The organism is Bradyrhizobium sp. UFLA05-112 (assembly GCF_053572325.1).
Window position 1 is genome coordinate 1 of the sequence record NZ_JBANBK010000021.1, and the last position, 22,581, is coordinate 22,581.

Sequence of the window (22,581 nt, forward strand, 5' to 3'; positions counted from 1 at the left end):
GACACAGCCGCTCGGCCGCATCGCCGCTGACGCCAATACATCGGATTACTGCCGCCCTTTTTCAACGGAATCGGCCCTTTGCGACATGTTGCGCGGCCGCACGAACTTGGTCGCTAACCGCGCGAAAGCGGACGTAGCCTTCGTTGGTTTCACCGACGGTTATGAGTACACGGCCTGGTAGGCTTTATTTGCGGAGCACGATCTCCGCGCAAACGTGTTCCGCGTTTGTCGCGAGGGAAGACTGCTGAACACTTGTCCGGATCGTGCCTTACGAGCCGTATTTCTGATACATCGTGTTGGTGAAGAGACCGGCCGGGTCGTACTTGCGCTTGGCGGCGAAGAAGTCGTCGATCTGCGGGTAGGATTTCTCGAGCTGGTCGCGTGAATAATAGAGCTGGTACGGCAGGAAGAAGCGCCCCTGGTTGGCGATGGTGAGGTCGATCAGCTCTTCCGTCACCTTCTTCATGCGGCGGTTGCCCTCATCGTCCGTCGGCTGGTTGATGTAGAGCACCAATGAGAACGCCGGCTCCGGCGAATAGGTGAGGAAGTTCTCCTCCTTGTGCACCACGCGGACGGAGGCGTTCAGGAGATTGGTCTTGTTGTCGAGCATGATCCTGCGCATGCCGTCGACAAAGGCGACGAAGTTTTTGCGCGGGATGAAGTATTCGTGGAGGATGTCGGTCTCGTCCTGCAAGGCATTGCGCAGGTACGGCACGGAGTCGTGCATGGGATTGTTGCGGCTGACGAGACAGGCTTCGCCCGAGGCGATCGCCTTGGCGCGGGTGACCGTGCAGGTCTCCATCCGGTGCTCGATGTGCTTCTCCGAGAGCCATTTCAGCTCCTGGAAGAACGGCCCCTGCTTGGAGAGGTTGATCGTGAGCCGCCTGAGCTTCGTGCTGGTGACCTCGCCGAGCTCCTCGATCGCGAAATCGCTGCCGTCGACCTTGGTGTAGGTGTAGAGCAGCATCTCCTGCAAGAAGCTGCTCGGCGCGGTCGAGAGGTGGCCGTACATCAGGCCGACATTGGTGTCCTTCTCGATCTCGCCCGCGAACAGCGCCGGGAAGGCCTTGTAGTCGAGCACGCGCCGTCCGGTCTGGTAGACCGTGTTGTCGGCGATATCGAGCTCGGCCTCGACGATGACGCCGAACAGGCCATAACCGCCGACGACGAGGTTGAACAGCTCCTGGTTCTCGGTCGGCGAGACGCTTTGGATCGAGCCGTCGGCCAGCATCACCTTCATCGTCTTGATCGAGCGGGCCAGCGCGCCGGCTTGATGGTCCATGCCGTGGGCATTGACCGAGATCGAACCGCCGACACTGAAGATGTCGGTCGACTGCATCGCGCGCACCGCAAAGCGCGGATGCAGCGCGATCTGGATGTCATGCCATGTCGCGCCCGGCTGCACGGTGACGCTGCGCGCCGCTTCGTTGAGCGTGATGCGGTTGAAATTGCGCATGTCCAGCACGATGCCTCCCCTGCGAAAGGCCTGGCCGCCCATGGAGTGGCGCACGCCAGCCGTCGTCACCGGCAGCTTGTTTTCGCGCGCGAAGGCGAGAGTTTTTGTAATATCATCGACGGTATGCACCTCAACCATGCCGTAGATTTCGGTGCGGTTGAGGCAGCTCGCATCATTGAGGCTGCCGCCGAGCTGGGACCACTTCACGCCCTGAAGCGGCGCGATCGCCCTCACCTTTTCAAGGTCGATCCTGCCTCGCTCGCCGATGTCATCCGCGGCACGGCAGTCCTTTGGACCGGCTGGATCGGCCGCCAGCGCCTGAATCTTGCGGAAGCCATAGACACCGAACAGCGCGACGAGGACAGCGGCGGCCGAGACGCCCGCTTTGAATTTGCCAAAGGATTTTTGCATAAAGTGATTCCGGTGGGAGACAGATGATCCGGGAGCGCGGATCATTAGTCAAACCGCTGGCCACCTGGTTCAAGCCGTTATCGGGACGTGACCATGAAAAGCTGCCGCGTTCATCTGACGGGAGCGTCAGGCTCCGGCGTGACGACGCTCGGCCGGGCGCTTGCCGATCGGCTTGCGCTTCCGCATCATGACAGCGACGATTATTTCTGGCTGCCGACGGCACCGCCCTACCAGACGCTTCGCCCCATGCCCGAGCGCCTGCGTCTCATGCGCGAAATGTTCCTGCCACGTCTTGATTGGGTGCTGAGCGGATCCGTCACCGGTTGGGGCGACGCGCTCATCCCGTTCTTTGATCTCGTCGTGTTCGTGATCACGCCGCGCGAGGTGCGGCTGACGCGCCTGCGCGCCCGCGAGGCCGCGCATTTCGGCGCTGATGCGGTGGCGCCCGATGGCTGGCGCCACGAGGAAACCGAAGCCTTTATCGAATGGGCCGCGCACTACGAGACGGGCGAGCGTGAAGGCCGCAGTCTCGCGAAGCATGAAGCGTGGCTTGCGGGCTTGCCCTGCCCGGTCTTGCGCGTCGATGGCGCGCGGCCGATTGCAGAACTCGTCGAGCAGCTATGCAGCGACGCGCGGCGATCGCCGGGCTGATGTGATATCGTCACCGACGTTCTCGGAACAACGAAGCAAGGAGACAACCATGCTCACCCGACGAAGCGTTGTGCTCGCCTCCCTGGCTGCCGGAGTCACCATGACCAGCAAAGCCCATGCCCGGGCGTCGCAGCCGTCGACATCAGTCAATTTCGACGTCCCGGCCCATGCCTGCGACTGCCACACCCACATCCACGGCGATCCCGCGAAATTTCCCTTCTTCGCGGGTCGCGTCTATACGCCGGAGCCGGCGTCGCCAGAGGAGATGGCGGCGCTGCACAAGGCGCTGCATATCGAGCGCGTGGTGATCGTGACGCCGAGCGTCTACGGCACCGACAACTCGTCCACCCTGTTCGGCATGAAGGCCCGCGGCGCGACCGCACGGGGGGTGGCCGTGATCGACGACAAGACGACGGAAGCCCAGCTCGATGCGATGGGAGAGGACGGCTTCCGCGGCATCCGCATTAATCTGGCAACCGGCGGCATCAGCGATCCCAATGTCGGGCGCGCACGCTTCACGGCCGCCGTCGAACGCATGAAGTCGCGCGGCTGGCATGTCCAGCTCTACACCACACTGCCGATGATCTCCGCGATCAAGGACCTCGTGTCGGCTGCGCCCGTGCCGGCGGTGTTCGATCATTTCGGCGGCCTGGAGGCATCGCTAGGGCTGGAGCAGCCCGGATTTTCCGACCTCCTCGAACTCGTGAAATCCGGCAAGGCCTATGTGAAAATCTCCGGCGCCTATCGCTCGTCGAAGCTCACGCCGGATTACCAGGACATGGTGCCGTTCGCCCGCGCACTGATCGCGGCCAATGCCGATCGCATCGTGTGGGGCACCGACTGGCCGCATCCGGACTCCAGCCATGTGGAGGGACGAAAGGCCACCGACATCGCGCCGCTCTATCAGATCGACGATGGCCGCCTGCTGAACCAGCTGCCGGTCTGGGTGCCGGATGCAGGCATCCGCAGGAAGATCCTGGTCGACAATCCGGCGCAGCTTTACCGGTTCTGACAGGCGTCGGACACGCTGGCGTGCTCGTTCAGCCAGCGCGCTGACTTGCGAAGACCGCCGAACGGGAACAAATGGAAGCCGCTGACCGGCGACGTCACGGCCTTCGGTGCTGTCTCGAGCCCACGCACGACCTCGTCCGGCCCGGTCTCGGTGAGCAGCCGGCCGTGGCGGCCGATCTGGTTGCGAACCGCACGGATCGAATTGCCGACACCGCAACGGAGCGCAAATTTCATCAGCGTGCCGGGGCTCGCGGGACCTGCGAGGCCGATCACCACGGGAAGATCGATGGCCGCGATGCGAAGCTCGCCCAGCCAATTCAGGATCGGCGCGGCCTCGAAGCAGAATTGCGTGACGATATCGAGCGCGATCTGCCGCTCCCTGCCCCACTCGCGCCACGCCGCAAGCGATCTCGTCGTCTGCGCCGTGTCGAGGTAAGGATGTCCTTCGGGGTGGCCCGCGACGCTGACGCGCGAGAAGCCGTGCGTCTCTATCAGGCCGCTTGCGGCGACATCACGGCTCGACCTGAACGGCCCTTTGGCGGTGGCGAGATCGCCGGCGATCAGGAGGATGCGGTGGACATCCGTCTCGCCGCGCAGCCGGCGGAAGAAATCGTCCAGCGCTTCGCGCGAGGCGATCTCGCGCGCGGCGATGTGCGGCACCGGGTTGAATCCGGCGCGGCGCAGCCTGGCTGCGGTCTCGACATTGTGCTGGTAGTGGTCCCCCGGCAGGAAGGTGATGCTGACATCGATGCCCGGCGCAAATTGCTGGCGCAGCTCGTCGAGTTGGTGTCCGCGCGAGGAGATTTCCACCGACGCCTTCGGCAGCAGCACGGCGAGATCGCCGGATAGGGACTGTTCGAGCTGTTCAAGCGTCATCGTCATCGCGTGCTCCGATCGTTCACGCAGGCGCCCGACGGCGCGAGATCACATAGGTCTCGTCGTTGAACCAGAGTCCGCCATGTTTTCTCACCACGCGATCGGTGGCCTCGAGATAGCGGCCGTCGCGCACGACCTCGGACAGCCTGTCGTCCTCGATCTGCGCGACATAGATCGCCGCGTTCCAGGCCGCGAACAGTGTCGAGGTCCCGATCGGGCCCGAGACTTCATCCGGCAGCGTGTGCATGCGGTAGCGGAAGATCGCGCGCGCATCCGACGAAGCATTGAAATTGAAGTGCCGCGCCGCCGAGCCGAGTTCGTGCTTGACCTGGCGCAGGATCGCGTAACGATCCGTGTCAAAGGGATCATCGCCGGGCCAGACCTGGTCGATGATCTCCATCCCGGGATCGCGGCCGTGGGAATGGATGCCGATCAGACGGCCGCCGGGACGTAATGACCGCACCAGCGGCGTTACGACCTTCGAGGCCTTGAACGCGACGCTGGCGCGGGCACGATAGGGCTGCGAGGCGATGACGAGATCGTAGTCCGCCATCACGCGGCCGGGACGCGGCATGATCGGATCGAGCAGGAAGGAATGATCCTCGCGCCTGAGCGTCAGAATCACCGGACGCACATAGACAGGATTGCCGGTCTTCGGGCTGATCCCGGCGCGCCAGTTCTCGGCGAGGAAGGGCTCGAGCTCGCTGATCTGCTCGGCAAAGCCGTGCGCGGTGTTGCCTTGGAGCGCGGCGTCCTTCCAGAGCAAGCCTTGCGCCGCGGTCGCCGAGCGCGGCGTCAGCCAGGGCGCTTCACCGTAATAAAGGTTGGTCACGACAAGCACGGTCGCTGGATGCTCGAACAGGCGGTCGGCCATCTTCTCCAGCATCATGCGAACGTCTTCGTAGGAGATCTCCTTGGCCACGACATAGAGCGGCATCGCCGGAAAGCGCGCATGCAGCGCGCGCATCACCCGCGACAGCACGGTGCCATCGCCGGAACCGGCGTCGAACAGCCTGAGCGCCGGCGGTGCCGGCTGGAGATTGGAGATTTCCAGCGAGATCCGGTTGGCGACCTCCGTCTTCTCGCTACAGGTGGAGACGAACAGCAGATATTTCTGCCTATTGTCGAAGAAGCGGAAGCCGGGCGGCGCGACCTCGAGCACGGGAGCCACGCCATTGGTCGCCTTCACCGCGACGGTCGCGGCGCTGCCCGACCGTTCCGGCCGGTGCTCGCTGAGATAGGCGCGCACCTTGTCGAGCGTGCCGGTCGTGATCCTGGCGCCGTCGCGCAGGCGCGACACCAGCTTGCCGTCGTTGACGACGAGCCTGCCGAAGGTCGATTCCGCCGTTCTGGTCGCGCGGCAGTAATCCCGGATCTCGCCCAGGATCTGCTCCGCCGTGGCGGCTCCCCTGCCCGCGTGTTCCTCCATCCGCATGGCTCGTCTCTCCCGCGGTTGCCCTTGCCTCTAATCAAGGAACGCCGGGCGATTTCGTCAACCACAAACCGAGTGGGCAGGATTTGTGGGCACATGCCCACAGGGATCAGCGGGCGCGACGCGAGAAGAACGAGATCAGGACCGGAAGCGTCACCAGGATCACCACCGGCGCCAGCATCATGCCGGTGACGACGACGACCGCGAGCGGCTTTTGCACCTGCGAGCCGATGCCCTCGGATAGCGCGGCCGGCAGCAGCCCGACGCCGGCGACCACGCAGGTCATCAGCACCGGGCGGAGCTGCAACTCGCCGGTGCGCACCACCGCCGTCATGCGGTCAAGGCCTTCCTCGATGAGCTGGTTGAACTGCGAGATGATGATGATGCCATCCATCACGGCGATGCCGAATAGCGCGATGAAGCCGATCGCCGCCGAGACGCTGAACGCCGTGCCGGAGATCAAGAGACCCAGCACGCCGCCGAAGATCGCCATCGGGATCACGCTCATGGCGAGCAGCGTGTCGGTCATCGAGCCGAAATTGAACCAGAGCAGGATGCCGATCAGCGCCAGCGAAATCGGCACCACGATCGACAGCCGCCGGATCGCATCCTGGAGGTTGCCGTACTCGCCGACCCACTCCATGTGCGAGCCCGGCGGCAACTGCACCTGCTCGGCGATCTTCTGCTGCGCCTCGCGGATCGCGCTGCCGAGGTCGCGCTCGCGCACCGAGAACTTGATCGGCAAATAGCGCTCCTGCTGCTCGCGATAGATATAGGCCGCGCCCGAGACGAGGCTGATCGTGGCGACCTCGCTCAGGGGAATCTGCGTGACAGTGCCGTTCGGTCCGGGCGCGCCGATGCGCAGATTCTGGATCGCCTCGGCGCTTTTGCGGTATTCCGGCGCCAGGCGAACGATGATCGGAAAATGGCGGTCCGAGCCCGGCTCGTACAGGTCGCCCGCAGTGTCGCCGCCGATCGCGACCTTGATGGTGGCATTGATGTCGCCGGGCGCCAAGCCGTAACGCGCGGCCTTGGCGCGATCGATATCGATCTGGATCGTCGGCTGTCCGAGCGAGGTGAACACCGCAAGGTCGGTGACGCCCTGCACCGTCGACAGCACCGACTTGATCTTGTTGGCAGTGTCAGTCAGCGCCTTGAGGTCGCTACCGAATAGCTTGATCGAGTTCTCGCCCTTCACGCCCGAGACGGCTTCGGAGACGTTGTCCTGGAGATATTGCGAGAAGTTGAACTCGACGCCCGGGAAGTGGTCGTCGAGCTGCTTGAGGAGCTGCGCGGTCAGCTCTTCCTTGTCGTGAGTGCCCGGCCACTCGCTCGCGGGCTTGAGCGGTGCGAAGAACTCGGCGTTGAAGAAGCCGGCCGCGTCGGTGCCGTCGTCGGGACGGCCGTGCTGCGACACCACGGACTCGACCTCCGGACGGGCGCGGATCAGCTTGCGCATCTCGTTGACGTAGGTATTGCCCTCCTGGAGCGAGATGGTCGGCGGCAGCGTCGCGCGGATCCAGAGATTGCCCTCTTCCAGCTTAGGCAGGAATTCGAGACCGAGCAGCCGCCCGAGCGCGAGCGTCATGACGACGAGGCCGATGGCGCCGCCCAGCACGATATTGCGGTTGCTGACCGCCCAATGCAGCACCGGCGTGTAGATCCGGTGCAGGAGCAGCATGACTCTGGTCTCGGTTTCCTCGACATGCGCGGGAAGGATGATCGCGGAGAGCGCGGGAGTAACGGTAAAGGTCGCAAGCAGGCCGCCGGCGAGCGCATAGGCATAGGTGCGCGCCATCGGGCCGAAAATGTTGCCCTCGACGCCGGAGAGCGTGAACAGCGGCAGGAAGGCCGCGATGATGATCGCGGCGGCAAAGAAGATCGAGCGCGACACGTCGGCGGCGGCCGACAGGATGGCATGGCTCTTCATGCCAAACAGCGTCTCGGGCGAGGCATGTTCGAGTTCGGAAAGCGGCGTGGTCTGGGTCAGGCGGCGGAAGATCGCCTCCACCATGATGACGGTCGCGTCCACGATCAGGCCGAAATCGATCGCGCCGACCGATAGCAGGTTGGCCGACTCTCCGCGCAGCACCAGAATGATCACGGCGAAGAACAGCGCGAACGGAATGGTGGCGCCGACGATCAATGCGCTGCGCAAATCCCCCAGGAAGATCCACTGCAACAGCACGATCAGCAAAATGCCGACCACCATGTTGTGCAGCACGGTGTGAGTGGTGAGGTCGATCAGGTCCTTGCGGTCGTAGATGCGCTCGATGCGCACCCCGGGCGGCAGGATGGTTGAATTGTTGATCTGGGCAACGAGCTGCTCGACGCGCTTGATGGTCGGCGTGCTCTGCTCGCCGCGGCGCATCAGCACGATGCCCTGCACGATGTCGTCGCTATCGTCGAGGCCGGCGATGCCGAGCCGCGGCTTCTCGCCGACGGTGACGGTCGCGACGTCCTTGACCAGCACCGGGTTGCCACCGGTCTGCGCCACCATGGTGTTGGCGAGGTCATCGATCGAGCGGATCAGGCCGACGCCGCGCACCACGGCGGATTGCGAGCCTATGTTGACGGTGTTGCCGCCGACATTGACGTTGGAATTGCTCACTGCCTGGAGCAGCTGCGGCAGCGTCAGGCCATTGGCCATCAGCTTGTTGAAGTCGACCTGGAGCTCGTAGGTCTTGGTCTTGCCACCCCACCCGGTGACGTCGATCACGCCGGGCACGGCGCGGAAGCGGCGCTGGAGGATCCAGTCCTGGATCGTCTTCAGGTCGAGCACGCTGTAGTTCGGCGGGCCGACCAGGCGGTAGCGGAAGATTTCGCCGATCGGGCTCAGCGGCGAGATCTGCGGCTGCACGTTGCCGGGGAGCGGCGCGAGCTGCGCCAGGCGGTTCAAGACCTGCTGGAGCGCCTCGTCATAGGTGTAGGCAAAGGAAAACTGGAGTTTGACGTCGGACAGTCCGTAGAGCGAGATGGTGCGGATGGTCGTCAGGTTCTTCAGGCCCGCGACCTGGGTCTCGATCGGGATCGTGATGTAGCGCTCGATCTCCTCGGCCGACAGGCCCGGGCTCTGCGTCACGATGTCGACCATCGGCGGCGTCGGATCGGGATAGGCCTCAATATTGAGCTGGTTGAACGCGATCAGGCCGCCGATCAGTACGGCGACGAACATGCCGACCATCAGGTAGCGGCGATTGACGGCAAGGGCGACGAGACGATCCATTACAGGTCAGTTTTTCGCTGTGCGCTAGCGGCAGTTTTGACGGCGCATGATCATGCGCTAGCTGCCAGAGGCCGCGCGATCGATGAACAGGCTGCCCTTGGTTACAATCTGTTCGCCCGGTTTCAGATTGCTTGTGACTTCGACGAGATCGCCGTTGACGAGGCCGATCTTGATCTGGCGCAACTCGACCGACTTGTCCTCGCGCGCGACCCAGATGCGGACCTGGTCACCTTCATAAATCAGTGCCTGCTTCGGCACGGCTGGCGCCCCGCGACCGCCAGCCGAATAGATCGTCACGTTGGCGAACATCTCCGGCTTGAGCAGGCCTTCCTTGTTGTCGATGGTGGCGCGGACCAGAAGGCGGCGGGTGTTGGGGTCGATCGCAGCGGCGACGTAATTGATCTTGGCGGTGAAGGGACGGCCCGGCAGCGCCATCACGTTCACGGTAATGTCCTGGTCGACGCAGACGGAGGCGGCATCGCTCTCGCGCACGAAGGCCGTGAGCCAGACGGTCGAGAGATCGCCGATCACGAACACCGGATCACTGGCGCCCGCGCTGACATACTGGCCGGGGCCGATCTTGCGCTGCACGACCGTGCCCGAGATCGGCGCGTAGATCGTGATCTCCGGATTGATGCTGCCCTTGTCCTGGAAGGCCTTGATCGATTCGTCGGTGAAACCGAGGATGTGCAGCTTGTTGCGCGCGGCTTCCAGCGCGGTCACCGACGAGCGCATGTCGTTCTGCGCCTGCACTTGCGTCGCTTCCGCCTGCTGATAGTCCTTCAGCGGAACGGCGTGGCCCTCATAGAGATCCTTGGCGCGCTTGAACTGGATGTCAGCGAGCTCGAGCGCCGATTTTGCCTTGTTCTGCGAGGTGATCGCCGTGATGAAATCGTTCTGGGCCTGCACGGTGTCGGCGGCCTCGATCATAAACAGCGGTTGGCCCTGCTTGACGCTCTCGCCGGGCTTCACGAGCAGCTTGGTCACCCGCCCGGCATAGGGCGAGAACACCGGCGTCGAGCGGTCCTCGTCGACCGCGACCTTGCCCTCGGTGACATATTCGGCGCGGAAGGTCTTTTGCTTCACGGGCTCGATCGACAGCGTCGCCCATTCGGACGGCGTCGGCGTGAAGTTCTGCGCGTTCTTGCGCGATTGGCTGGAGACTTCCGAATGGTTCTTTTCCTTGCCCCCGGCATAGAGGTAGGCATAGGCGCCGCCGGCGAGCGTCAGTAAAACTACGGACGCAATCAGCCGTTGCTTGGTAAATACCTGCAATTGCTTGGTATTTTTGACTAACATGGGGCCTGGTCATTCTCGCGATGATTTCAGCAAAATGACTGCCTCATCGATCGCGCTAATAGTGCCGAATTGAGATTTCAGACAACCTAAAAAACGCGGGTCGCCTTTCGGTTTGCGTTAAAATTTTGCGACGTCAGTTCTGTGTCAGCTTCGTGTCAGCCACGGCTCGGCCATTCCGGCGTATGGCTGCCGAGCGGCATTGCCGGACGCAGCCAATCGGCCGGGGTTTTCGACAGCATCGCCGAATGGCTGACCGCTTTCAACGTTCCGAAACCGGATGGCATGGCCTTTATGAACGCAGGATGTACAGCCGCCCCCGGAAGATCCGGGGTCTTCAAACCGTCCGCGAGCCGACCGAGATTCCACAACCAGCGCCCGGTTTGCGCCAGCGATACGCGCACGTGCCAGCTACCACCCTCGCAGGCCTGACGTGCCTTCGCCATCATCGCGCCGAAGGCCATCAGATAGCCGGTGGCGTGGTCGAGCATCTGCGCCGGTAATTCCTTCGGTCCGTCGATGCCGGCGGCCTGCCCCTCCGCGTGGTTGAAGCCGGTCGCGGTCTGCACCAGCGAGTCGAAGCCGCGCCGCTCCGCCCAGGGACCAGCATGACCATAGGCCGAGAGCGTCACATAGACGATGCCGGGATTGATGCGCGCGGCATCTTCCGGCGCGAAGCCGAGCGCGGCGAGTGAGCGCGGGCGATAGCCTTGCGAAAAGATGTCGGCCTCGGCAAGCAGCGCGCGGAGCTTCGTGCGGCCCGCATCGCTTTTCAACTCGATGAAGGTCGTGAGCTTGCCGCGCCCGGTGTCGATGGTGAGCCATGGAATGCCAGGCAGCTCGGGGCCGGACACCAGCAGCACATCGGCGCCGTGGACGGCGAGCGTACGGCCCGCAACGGGCCCGGCGATGACGCGGGACAGATCGAGCACGCGCAGGCCCGCGAGCGGGCGGTCGCCTTTCGGCCGAAGCTTGGGCCACGGCTTTGGCGGCGCTTCGCCGATCTTCTCGATCGAGACGAGCGGCAGCTCGGCCAGTGCTCGCGCGTGCGGCAGTGCAGACCATTCGTCATATGAACGCATCAGCGCAACGACGCCGCCCGCAGCATAGGCCGCGGTCTCAAAATCCTCGCCCTTCCATTGCATCAGCGCGGCCTGCACCTTGTCGCGCTCTGCCTCGCAGCCGAGCACCTTGCAGACGGCGTCGCGATGGTGCGGGAAGTTGGTGTGACAGCGGACGAAGCGGCCGTCGCCGGTCTTGTAGATTCCTGCGATCGCGTCCCAGGCCGGTGGCGGCGGCTTGTCGTCGACACGCAAATAACGTTCGGAGCGGCATTCGACGACGGCATGGCGCATGTCCACCGCGACGTCCTGCGCCTCGCCCGTGCGCTGCCTCCAGATTTCGGCGGCTGCAAGGCCCGCCGCGGCGATGCTGACCTGGCCTGCCGCCGCGACGCGGAATGAGGACGGGATTTGCGGCTCCTCGCCGCTCAGCCGCACGCGCGCGAGCGCAGCGGCGTCGCCGCCCGCGGAGGTCCAGATGTCCCTGAGAATGTCGGCAGGGCTTTGCATGGCGATTGCTCTCCCGATAATTTCGGCAGCATCGCATGAGCACGGAAAGGACTGCAATGGCTGCCATCGATCCCCTCACCGCGGGTGCCGTACTGCTCGCGACCGCCGCCACCGACGCGGTCTACGTCATGTTTACCTCTGCGGTCGTGGCGCGCAAGCGCGTGCCGGCGGCGACCTGGAGCGCGATCTGGTACCTGCTCTCCTCCTACGCCGTGATCAGCTACACCGAAAACGCGACTTACGTCGCCTTCGCCGCCATCGGCTCATGGATCGGCGCCTACGCATCGCTCACCTTCCTGCACCGCCCGCCCGGCGGCCCGCCGGTGGGCGCGTCGCCGGAGTGAGAGGTGAAGCTGTGCTCCGGCCGTCTTGCGCGCTGTCATCATCCGCGAAAGCGGATGATCCAGTATTCCAGAGACGCCGGTAATAGAACTGCGAAGTCGCGGCGCACCGGATACCTCGCTTTCGCGGGTTACGACGTCGAGAACCAATTCAACATTGTCGCGTGAACGACTAGAGTCCATGCGACCAACAAAAAGGAGCCAACAATGGATCTCGGTCTCAAAGGAAAAAGCGCCGTCGTGCTGGGCGGCACGCGCGGCATCGGGCGGGCGATTGCGACGACGCTGGCCGGTGAAGGCGCCAACGTCGCGGTGTGCGCGCGCAACGCCGAGCAGGTCGCGGCCACCGTGGCCGAATTGAAAGCGACCGGCGTACGCGCGACAGGCAGCGCGGTCGATGTGACCGATGGAGCGGTCCTGAAATCCTGGATCGACGGCGTCGCCAGGGAACTCGGCGGCATCGACATGCTGTTCTCCAACGCCGGCGCCATGGCGCAAGGCAACGACATCGCCTCATGGGAGCAGAATTTCCGGCTCGACGTGCTTGGCGCCGTGCATGCGTTCGATGCCGCGCGACCGTTCCTCGAAGCGAGCAGCGAAAAAAGCGGCGATGCGGCCTTTGTCATCATCTCGTCGGTGTCGGCGGCGCAGGCCAACCAGGCGAGCTCCTACGGCCCGATCAAGGCGGCACTGATCCACATGGCCAAGGGATTGGCGCGGCAACACGCCAAGAAGAAGATCCGCGTCAACGTGGTGTCGCCCGGCACCGTTTATTTCAAGGGCGGCGTCTGGAACATGGCCGAACAGAATATGCCCAAACTCTTCGAGGATACGCTCGCCCGCAATCCGACGGGACGCATGGCCACGCCGCAGGAAATCGCGAACGCCGCGGTTTTTCTGGCAAGCCCGGTGTCGTCGTTCACGACGGGCTCAAATCTCGTCGTGGACGGCGGAATCTCGAACCGGGTGAATTTCTGAGGGACACTGTCATCGCCCGGCTTGACCGGGCGATCCAGTATTCCAGAGACAGTGGTCGCTTCGCAGAGAAGCTGCGGCGTACTGGATACCCCGCTTTCGCGGGGTATGACACTGAGGGTGTGGCAGCATTTTCCGCCATAACGCGCACTCCACCTCAATGAAAATCCCGTGACGGCGGCAGAATCCTCACGTCGCGGGGGTGGCGGAGTTTTTGCGCGGGCGCATCAAGGTGGTCGCGGCGGTCGTCGTTGAGGGGTTCGATCAGGGCAGCGCCTGATGGCACCGGGTGCTTACGGCTTAACGCATCATTGGCGAGCCCGACCAGATCGTACGAGCGGTCGATCATGCGTTGCGCGATGAGATGCGTCACCTTTTCGGGGCTGCTCTGGATATAGCCTTCGACCAGGATGAGGCGCGCGCCCATTACCTCCTTGCGGTATTGCTCCATGATCTTGGGCCACACCACGACATTGGCGATGCCGGTTTCGTCCTCCAGCGTCATGAACACGACGCCACTGGCGCTGCCCGGCCGCTGCCGCACCAAAACCACGCCGGCACAGCGAACGCGGCGCCGCTCGTTCTCATGACTGACGTCCTTGCAGACCATGACCCGCTCGCGCGTGAACATCTCGCGCAGGAATTCCATCGGATGCCCCTTTAGCGACAGGCGGATGGTCTGATAGTCAGCGACGACCTGCTCGGGGCGTGGCATCACCGGCAGCGGTTTTGCGTGCTCGTCCGGCTGCTCGCGCGCGGTCGCCGCTTCGAACAGCGGCAGCGGCACGTCGTCGGGCAGACGCCGCACCTGCCACAGCGCCTCGCGGCGATCGAGCCCGAGCGAGCGGAAGGCGTCGGCATCCGCCAGCAGGATCAGCGCGCGCTTGGGCAGGCCGGTGTCACGGGCGAAGTCTTCGAGCGAGGTGAAGGGACGGCGGTTGCGCGCCGCGACGATGCGGTCGGCCCAGTCTTCCTTCACCTCCCCCGCTTGCGGGGGAGGTCGGATCGCATCGTTAGATGTGATCCGGGTGAGGGCTCTCTCCTCTTGGGGATCATCGATTGCGGAGACACCCCCACCCCAGCCCTCCCCCGCAAGCGGGAGAGGGAGCGCAGTCCCGTTGTGGTTGGCTTCCCGGAATGACGACTGAATTTGTTTCAGCCTCTCCTCATCCTCATCGAGCCAATGAAACCCATCGATCTGGCGGAAGCCCAACCGCACGGCGCAGTATTTGTTGTTTCCCTCCTCCAGCGTGTTCTGCGCAAAGCTGTAGGACACGTCGATCTCGCGCACCTCGACGCCGTTCTTGCGGGCATCGCCGACGATCTGCGCCGGCGCATAAAAGCCCATCGGCTGCGAGTTCAATAGTGCGCAACAGAACGCGTCCGGATGATAATGCTTCAGCCAGGACGAGATGTAGACGAGCTGGGCGAAGCTCGCGGCATGGCTCTCCGGAAAGCCGTAGGAGCCAAATCCCTTGATCTGGTCGAAACAGCTCCGGGCAAAGTCAGGGTCGTAGCCGCGCGCGACCATATTGCCGATCAGCTTGTCCTCGTACTTGCCGATGGTGCCGACATTGCGGAAAGTCGCCATCGAGCGGCGCAGGCCGTTGGCCTCCTCGGAGGTGAATTTTGCCGCCTCGATCGCGATCCGCATCGCCTGCTCCTGGAACAGGGGCACGCCCATCGTCTTATGCAGCACCTTGTAGAGCTCGTCCTTGTCGCCATACTCCGGTGACGGTGATGGATAGCTCACCTGCTCCTGGCCGTTCCGCCGCCGCAAATAAGGGTGCACCATGTCGCCCTGGATCGGCCCCGGGCGCACGATCGCGACCTCGATGACGAGATCGTAGAAGGTCCGCGGCCTCAGGCGCGGCAGCATGTTCATCTGCGCGCGGCTCTCGACCTGGAACACGCCGAGCGACTCGCCGTCACACAGCATGTCGTAAACTCTGGGATCGTCCTGCGGCACGCTGGCCAGGACCCAGCGCTTCCCCTTGTGCTGGCCGATCAGGTCGAAGCTCTTGCGGATGCAGGTCAGCATGCCCAGCGCCAGCACGTCGACCTTCATCATGTTGAGCGCGTCGACGTCATCCTTGTCCCATTCGATGAAGGTGCGGTCGTCCATCGCGGCATTACCGATCGGCACATAGGTGTCGAGCCGGTCCTGGGTCAGCACATAGCCGCCGACATGCTGCGAGAGATGGCGCGGGAATTCGATCAGCTCGGTCGCAAGTTCGACCGCGAGGCTGACCATGGGATTGTTGGGATCAAGCCCGGCCTGCTTGACCTGCATGTCGTTGAGGCCCTTGCCCCAGCTCCCCCAGACCGTGTCGGCCAGCGCCGCGGTGACGTCCTCCGTCAGGCCCAGCGCCTTGCCGACATCGCGGATGGCGCTGCGCGGGCGGTAGTGGATGACGGTCGCGATGATCGCGGCGCGATGGCGGCCGTAGCGGCGATAGACATATTGCATCACCTCCTCGCGCCGCGAATGCTCGAAATCGACGTCGATATCAGGCGGCTCCAGCCGCTCCTTGGAGATGAAGCGCTCGAACAACAGATCGACCTTGGTCGGATCGACCGAGGTGATGCCGAGCACGTAGCACACGGCCGAATTCGCAGCCGAGCCGCGGCCCTGGCACAGAATGCTCTGGCTGCGCGCATAGTGCACGATGTCGTGCACGGTGAGAAAATAATGCGCGTATTTCAGCTCGGCGATCAGCGCGAGCTCCTTGTGCAGGGTGGCGCGGAGCTTGTCGTCGATCTTGCCGCCGAAATAAGTCTGCACGCCGGCCCAGGTCAGATCCTCCAGGTGCCCTTGCGCGGTCTTGCCCGGCGGCACCGGCTCGTCCGGATATTGGTATTTGAGCTGGTCGAGCGAGAAGTCGATTGCGTCTGCAAAGCGCATGGTCTCCGCGATTGCCGCAGGGAAATCGCGGAACAGCCGCGCCATTTCCCGGGGTGTTTTCAGGAAACGTTCGGCATTGGCCTCCAGCTTCTTCCCGACGGCCTCGATCGTGGTTTTTTCCCGGATGCAGGTCAGCACGTCCTGCAAGGGCCGGCGCGCGGGATGGTGATAGAGCACCTCGTTGGTCGCGAGCAGCGGCACTTTTGCCTTCACCGCGAGATCGTCGAGCCGCGCGAGGCGGCGCCGGTCGTCGCCGCGATAGAGCAGGCTCGCCGCCAGCCACACGCCCTCGGCACGGCTTGCCTTCAGTTTTCCGAGAACATCCAGCGCTTGTCCCGGCTCGAAGCGATGCGGCAGTGTCAGGACCAGAAGCTGGCCTTCGGCAAACTCCAGGAGATCAGCGAAGCTGAGGTGGCATTCGCCCTTCTCGATCCGCGTGATGTCATTGCCGCGCTTGCCCCGGGTGAGAAGCTGACAGAGCCGGCCATAGGCCGCGCGGTCGCGCGGATAGACCAGGATGTCGGGCGTGCCGTCGATGAAAACGATGCGCGTGCCGATCAGAAGTTTTGGCTTGTGCAGCACCTCGGCATTATCGAGCTCCTTGTAGGCACGCACCACGCCGGCAAGCGTGTTGTGATCGGCAATCCCGATCGCGGGAATGCCCAAAATACTGGCCTGATGCACATAGGCACGCGGATCCGAGCCGCCGCGCAGGAAGGAGAAGTTGGTGGTGATGCCGATCTCGGCGTAAGCAGGCGTCTTCATGCGAAGAGACCGTGCACATACCAGTTGGCGGGAACGGACCTGCCCTCCTCGTCCACGAGTTCGCCATCGTAGAGACCATCGCGAAAGATCCAGAACCGCAGACCTTCGGCATCCTCGACGCGAAAATAATCCCGCGTGAGCTGCTTGCCGTCCTGCCGCCACCATTCCATCGCGATGCGTTCTGGCCCTTCCACCCGCACCACCGCATGCAGCGCACGCCGCCAGGTGAATTGATGGGGCGGCCCGTCCGGCACGGTCGCGAACGGCACCTTGATCGGTTCTGGCTTGTCGAACAGCCGCAACGGGCGCAGCGGCGGCTCGCTCTCAACGCGCGATGGCCATTCAGCCTGCGCGGCGGCGGCGAGATGATGCTGCGCAGGCGCGCCCAGCACGGCGCACTCCGGGATATGCGTATCCTGCGGCAGGTGCACGACGACGCGTTTTCCGCCGATCCTCGCGGCGATGCGGTCGATCAGCGCGGCGAGCTCGTCATTGTCATGGACGCGCGCATCGAGATCGCGCTGCTCCTGCACCACGATCTCGGTGCGACTCGCCGAGAGACGGACCATGTCGAAGCCGAAACCGGGATCAAGGGGATCGGCGAGCGCATCCAGCCGCTCGCGAAAGAGACGATCGACGACTGCGCTTCGCGTCACCGGACGTCCCGTTTCGACCATGATCGCACGCACCACGCCGTCGGTACGGAAGAAGGACGCCTCCAGTCGCCGCGCGCCCTTGCCCTGCTTCTCCATGGAGGTAACAAGCGTATCCGCGAGCCGCGACAGCGTCATCGCGATCATGGTGTCGGTCGCGATCGGCTCGGCGAAACGTTTTTCCACGATGTAGTCAGGCGGCGATTTTCGCGGACTGATCGGCGCATCGCCCTGCCCCAACGCATGCGCGAGCAGCGTCGAGAAGCGCGCGCCGAAGCGCGCTGTGATTTCATGGGGACTGCGTGAAGCGACATCACCGATGGTCTTCAGGCCGGCGCGACGCAGACCCGTGGTGATGGCGTCATCCGCGACGAGCGCCGAGACCGGGAAGCGGTTGATCGCTTCCGCCTCCGCGCCATCGGCAACGATGGTGCCAGGTGCCTGCCGCGTCAGCGTGCGCGCGCAGATCGAGGTCGAGGCGATCGCCGCGCTGACCGCAAAACCCTGCCGTGCCAACGCACGAACGAGCGCCTGCAACAGGTTGGCTTCGCCGCCGAACAGATGCGCGCAACCGGTGATGTCGAGAAACAGGCCATGCGGGGGATCGAGCGCCACCAGCGGGGTGAAGCGGTCGCACCAGTCGGCGATATCCTCGAGCGTCCTGGCATCCGCCGCGACATCGGCGTCGAACACTTTTAATTCCGGACAGATCGCGCGGGCATTCGCCAGCGGCTGGCCGATATGCAGGCCGAGGCGCCCGGCCGCTTCATCGAGCGCGTAGATCGAAAGCGCGTTGTTTTCCTTGGCAACGACGATGCTCGGCTCATCTTTTCGTTTTAACGCGTTTTCTCCACCCGAACCGATGTCCACTTCGCCTGGAAACGCTTTATCCGGCTTTTCGCTGATGAGCGAAAGCACCCGCTTGATGCGATCGATGGGCAGGCGCGGCAGCCACAGGCTGAGGATACGCCGACGATTCACTGAACAGGCACTCATCACATTTCCATTCCATGATCCACCGGCCGACCGGGCCATGACGATTGCGAACGAGCTCGGCATCGAAGCGAGGCGCGCCCCAGGCGCTCCACGCAGGTCCAGGCGGCGAATGCGCCGCCCGCAACATCCATCTGGTTTCCGCGGTCGACGGCAGAGGGTTTGCCGCCATCCGCAGCAGCAGCCCAGTGCCTCCTGAGGCTTGGGCTGCAAGCGTCAGCTTGCGGCTCGCCACGAGATCGAACTGTTTCGTCTCGCCCCAGAGCTCGAGCACGACGGCGCCCAGCGCATCGCAGGCAAGCGCATCGGCCGAGGTGCGCAGCGCGCTCTCGACATCGGCAGCGCGCACCATCACCACGCGGCACGGATCGAGGCCGAGCTCGGCAAGCCCGCTCATCGACAGCGTACCCGCCTCGACCTCCGAAAAATCCTGCCGCACCCACAGCAGCGGGCGATGCGCCATCAGGCGCCCCGCAAGTCCGGTGACAAAGCCCGTCGCGGCCGTGCCCTGGCGTCCCTCGCAAAACACTTCGTGGATCGCCGCGCGCGCCAGCCCGCCCTGCAACGCGTCGTCTGCTTCCGGGTGGCCGAGCGCCACGCGATCGCGATGATGCGCGGCTTCCGACGTCTCGATGCGCTCGATCTGGCCGCGCAAAGCCGCAAGCGCGCTTATGCGTGCGCTCATGCTCGCCGCTCCTTCAGAGATGGTCGCCAGGATCGTCAGAAAGACAAACGATCGGCTGGCTCATTTGTTCATGATATGTTCTAATATAAAGCTAACAGCGCCACCGGAGTCAATCGAATTGGCGCACCCGCAAATTCATGAGTGGAATCAAGAGGATTCAAGTGCCATGTACCTCATCACCCTCGATAGCGAGACTGATTTCGACGGCTGGCGCAAAGCCGCACGCGCGCTGGCATTGCATCACATCGCCCCCGCGGACGTGACGTGGGGCGTGCCAGGCCAAACCAAGGATCAGATTCCGCCCGGCCTGTCCGAGGCGCCGAGCCTTCCGCCGATCGAGATCGAAAACACCTTCAACGTGCCGGCCAATTTCATCGAGATTGCACGCGTCGCGATCCTCAATCGCGACGGCGAACGCTTTGCGCTGCTCTATCGACTGCTGTGGCGGTTGAAGGCCGATCACGACCTATTGGCAACGATGACCGATCCCGATGTGGCGCTGGCCATGGCGATGGCGAATAGCGTGCATCGCGACGTGCAGCGGATGCGCGATGTCGTCCGTTTCCGCGAAATCGGACGCGAGCAGAAGGCGCATTATGCCGCCTGGTTCGTGCCGGAGCATCACATCGTCGAATTCGCCGCATCTTTCTTCGCGCGCCGTTATGCCGACATGCCCTGGTCGATCCTCACGCCCGACATCTGCGCCCACTGGGACGGCCACGTGATCTCGTTCACGCCGGGGATCAGCCAGACGGAGATGCCTGCAGCAAACCGATTGGAGGAGACTTGGCGCCGCCACTTCCAGCCGGACCGGCCGATCGCACCGGAAGCGCCCAAACCGCGCGGGAGGAACCTCGCGGAAGCCTCGATACTTGAACCTCTGCTCGCCGATGCCGAACGCTGGACCGGCGGACGGATCACCCCGCGCCCGGAGGCACCCATGCCACGCAAACCCGCCGCCGATGATCTCGAAACGCTGCGCGAGGAAGCCGCCCACTGCCGCGCCTGCCCTCTCTACAAGGATGCAACGCAGACCGTGTTCGGCGAAGGCCCGAAGTCTGCCACCATCATGCTGGTCGGCGAACAGCCCGGCGACAAGGAAGACATCGCCGGTCATCCCTTCGTAGGCCCTGCAGGCATGATGCTCGACCGCGCGCTGGAAGAGGCCGGCGTCGACCGCAGGAAGGTCTATGTCACCAACGCCGTGAAACACTTCAAATTCGTGCCGCGCGGAAAAATCCGCCTGCACCAGAAGCCGAACACACCGGAGATCCGTGCCTGCCGGCAATGGTATGAGCGAGAACTGGCGGCCCTTCGGCCCAGCCTCGTCGTGGCGATGGGGGCGACCGCCGCGCAATGCGTGTTCGGCAAGATCACGCCGATCGGCAAGAACCGTGGCCGGCTGATCGATCTGCCCGACGGCCGCAAGGCACTGGTGACCGTGCATCCGTCCTATCTGCTGCGGCTGCCTGACCCCAAGGCAAAAGAGCTGGAATATCAGCGCTTTGTGGATGATCTGAAGATCGCAGCCGGATTCCGGGAAAAATCAGCACGGGCGGCGTGATATAACACACGCTGCGCCGCAGCAGATACCGGTGGAGAAGCACCGTCATTTCAACTGCCTGTCACATGCCGCGCGCAAAATCGGAGCACAGGGACAGGAGAGTTTTTAATGAGTGACCTTGCTTTACCCGGCTCCATCGAGCCAGCGTTGCGGAAAGGGCCAGACCTCGACCGCGGTTTTCATCCGCTGACCGGCATTATCTACATGGGGATCATCGCCGCGGCGCTACTCTTCGTCGCCTACAGCATTTGGGTCGACGTCGATGCGACCGGCACGCAGGTCAAGAGCATTGCGCCCTTCCTCATGCTGTTCGTCGCGCTGCTGATTGCGCTCGGCTTCGAGTTCGTGAACGGCTTCCATGACACTGCCAATGCGGTCGCAACCGTCATCTACACCCGCTCGCTGCCCGCCCATATCGCCGTGGTCTGGTCCGGCCTGTTCAACCTGTTCGGCGTGCTGCTGTCATCGGGCGCAGTCGCATTCGGCATCGTCTCGCTGCTGCCGGTGGAGTTGATCCTCCAGGTCGGCTCCAGCGCCGGCTTCGCCATGGTGTTTGCACTTCTGATCGCAGCGATCATCTGGAACGTCGGCACCTGGTATTTCGGCCTGCCGGCGTCGAGCTCGCATACGCTGATCGGCTCGATCATGGGCGTCGGCATCATGAATGCGGTCCTGCACGGCCGCAGCGGCACCTCGGGCGTCGACTGGACCCAGGCCACCAATATCGGCAAGGCACTGCTGCTGTCGCCGCTGTTCGGCTTCGTGCTCGCCGCCGGCCTGCTGTTCATCCTGCGCGCCGTGCTGCTGCGCGCCACGCCCGCTCTGTTCGGCGAGCCGAAGGGCGACCAGCCGCCGCCGTGGTGGATCCGCGGCATCCTGATCCTCACCTGCACGCTGGTGAGCTTCTTCCATGGCTCCAATGACGGCCAGAAGGGCATGGGCCTGATCATGCTGATCCTGATCGGCACCGTGCCGACGGCCTATGCGCTCAACCGCGCCCTGCCGGCGAGCCAGATCGAGCAGTTCGTCGCGAACTCGGAGGCCGCAAGCAAGGTGATCGAGGCCAAGGCCGCCGGTTACAACGTCATCGGCAACCCGCGTCCCGCGGTGACCAACTACGTCGCTCAACACGAGGTCAACGGCGGCACATTCCCGTCGCTCGCCGTGCTGGTGCGCGACATCGCCAAGCAGGTCACCACCTACGGCTCGCTGGCGAAGGTGCCGGCGGAAGTCGTCGGCAACACCCGCAACGACATGTACCTCGTCTCCGAAGCGATCCGCTTCCTGATGAAGGACAAGGAGGCCGAGCTCAGCGCCAACGACGTCGCCGTGCTCACCGCCTATAAGGGCTCGCTCGACAACGCCACGAAGTTCATCCCCGGTTGGGTGAAGATCGCGGTCGCCATCGCGCTTGGCCTCGGCACCATGGTCGGCTGGAAGCGCATCGTCGTCACCGTCGGCGAGAAGATCGGCAAGACGCACCTCACCTACGCGCAAGGTGCCTGCGCCGAGATCACCGCAGCCGCCACCATTGCCGCCGCCGACGTCTACGGCCTGCCGGTCTCGACCACGCATGTGCTGTCGTCAGGCATCGCCGGAACCATGGCGGCGAACGGCTCCGGTCTGCAATGGGCGACGATCCGCAACATCGCGATGGCCTGGGTGCTGACGCTGCCGGCCGCGATGATCATCTCCGGCGTGCTCTATTACGTGTTCTCGCGCGTGTTCTGAGCTCTACGCCACTCAACGACAAAGGGCCCGTGCATCGCG

16 protein-coding genes are annotated in these 22,581 nt (G+C 64.0%); 7 read left to right on the forward strand and 9 right to left on the reverse strand.

The features are described 5' to 3' along the window. Window positions 1-181 (forward strand): hypothetical protein (locus SO180_RS14690; protein ID WP_449379546.1); only part of this gene is annotated, 181 nt, incomplete at its 5' end. A gap of 87 nt (window positions 182-268) precedes the next feature. Here SO180_RS14690 and SO180_RS14695 read toward each other — a convergent pair. Next, window positions 269-1,867, reverse strand: coding sequence for an FAD-binding oxidoreductase (locus SO180_RS14695; protein WP_449379547.1), 1,599 nt, complete (start codon window positions 1,865-1,867; stop codon window positions 269-271). Between the two features lie 93 nt (window positions 1,868-1,960). On the opposite strand from SO180_RS14695, the gene SO180_RS14700 reads away from it, so the two are divergent. Then, window positions 1,961-2,518, forward strand: coding sequence for a P-loop NTPase family protein (locus SO180_RS14700; RefSeq protein ID WP_449379548.1), 558 nt, complete (start codon window positions 1,961-1,963; stop codon window positions 2,516-2,518). A 49-nt stretch (window positions 2,519-2,567) separates the two neighbouring features. Further along, window positions 2,568-3,530, forward strand: coding sequence for an amidohydrolase family protein (locus SO180_RS14705; RefSeq protein WP_449379549.1), 963 nt, complete (start codon window positions 2,568-2,570; stop codon window positions 3,528-3,530). On the opposite strand, the gene SO180_RS14710 is transcribed toward SO180_RS14705, so the two are convergent. The 5 genes from SO180_RS14710 to SO180_RS14730 all read right to left on the reverse strand — a co-directional run bounded on the left by SO180_RS14710 (window position 3,518) and on the right by SO180_RS14730 (window position 11,930). Then, window positions 3,518-4,411 carry a methylenetetrahydrofolate reductase gene (locus SO180_RS14710; RefSeq protein WP_449379550.1) on the reverse strand — a complete coding sequence of 298 codons (894 nt, stop codon included), beginning with the start codon at window positions 4,409-4,411 and terminating at the stop codon, window positions 3,518-3,520. The two genes, SO180_RS14705 and SO180_RS14710, sit on opposite strands and share 13 nt — an antisense overlap. Window positions 4,412-4,427: 16 nt before the next feature. Continuing rightward, window positions 4,428-5,840 (reverse strand): hypothetical protein, encoded by a 1,413-nt coding sequence (locus SO180_RS14715; protein WP_449379551.1) that lies wholly within the window; start codon window positions 5,838-5,840, stop codon window positions 4,428-4,430. Window positions 5,841-5,946: 106 nt separating this feature from the next. Beyond that, a complete protein-coding gene (locus SO180_RS14720; protein ID WP_449379552.1) occupies window positions 5,947-9,063 on the reverse strand; it encodes an efflux RND transporter permease subunit in 3,117 nt (1,038 codons plus the stop codon). Window positions 9,064-9,120: 57 nt separating this feature from the next. Next, window positions 9,121-10,362: an efflux RND transporter periplasmic adaptor subunit gene (locus SO180_RS14725; RefSeq protein ID WP_449379553.1), complete on the reverse strand. Its 1,242-nt coding sequence runs from the start codon at window positions 10,360-10,362 to the stop codon at window positions 9,121-9,123. A 155-nt stretch (window positions 10,363-10,517) separates the two neighbouring features. After that, window positions 10,518-11,930, reverse strand: coding sequence for a CoA transferase (locus SO180_RS14730; RefSeq protein WP_449379554.1), 1,413 nt, complete (start codon window positions 11,928-11,930; stop codon window positions 10,518-10,520). Window positions 11,931-11,986: 56 nt separating this feature from the next. Between SO180_RS14730 and SO180_RS14735 the strand changes: the two genes are divergently transcribed. Together SO180_RS14735 and SO180_RS14740 are read left to right on the forward strand one after the other, a co-directional pair. Continuing rightward, window positions 11,987-12,274: a hypothetical protein gene (locus SO180_RS14735; RefSeq protein WP_449379628.1), complete on the forward strand. Its 288-nt coding sequence runs from the start codon at window positions 11,987-11,989 to the stop codon at window positions 12,272-12,274. Window positions 12,275-12,478: 204 nt separating this feature from the next. Beyond that, a complete protein-coding gene (locus SO180_RS14740) occupies window positions 12,479-13,249 on the forward strand; it encodes an SDR family NAD(P)-dependent oxidoreductase (protein ID WP_449379555.1) in 771 nt (256 codons plus the stop codon). A gap of 154 nt (window positions 13,250-13,403) precedes the next feature. On the opposite strand, the gene SO180_RS14745 is transcribed toward SO180_RS14740, so the two are convergent. From SO180_RS14745 to SO180_RS14755, 3 genes are read right to left on the reverse strand one after another with little or no spacing between them, the layout of a single operon-like run. Further along, window positions 13,404-16,916: an error-prone DNA polymerase gene (locus SO180_RS14745; protein WP_449379556.1), complete on the reverse strand. Its 3,513-nt coding sequence runs from the start codon at window positions 16,914-16,916 to the stop codon at window positions 13,404-13,406. Next, window positions 16,913-18,565 carry a Y-family DNA polymerase gene (locus SO180_RS14750; protein ID WP_449379557.1) on the reverse strand — a complete coding sequence of 551 codons (1,653 nt, stop codon included), beginning with the start codon at window positions 18,563-18,565 and terminating at the stop codon, window positions 16,913-16,915. The genes SO180_RS14745 and SO180_RS14750 overlap by 4 nt, the downstream gene beginning before the upstream one ends. After that, a complete protein-coding gene (locus tag SO180_RS14755; RefSeq protein WP_449379558.1) occupies window positions 18,456-19,247 on the reverse strand; it encodes an ImuA family protein in 792 nt (263 codons plus the stop codon). The genes SO180_RS14750 and SO180_RS14755 overlap by 110 nt, the downstream gene beginning before the upstream one ends. A gap of 166 nt (window positions 19,248-19,413) precedes the next feature. Between SO180_RS14755 and SO180_RS14760 the strand changes: the two genes are divergently transcribed. Then, window positions 19,414-20,811, forward strand: coding sequence for a UdgX family uracil-DNA binding protein (locus SO180_RS14760; protein WP_449379559.1), 1,398 nt, complete (start codon window positions 19,414-19,416; stop codon window positions 20,809-20,811). Window positions 20,812-20,919: 108 nt separating this feature from the next. After that, the gene (locus SO180_RS14765) at window positions 20,920-22,542 is read left to right on the forward strand and encodes an inorganic phosphate transporter (RefSeq protein ID WP_449379560.1); all 1,623 of its coding nucleotides are present in this window, start codon (window positions 20,920-20,922) and stop codon (window positions 22,540-22,542) included. The last annotated feature ends 39 nt before the right edge of the window (window positions 22,543-22,581 follow it).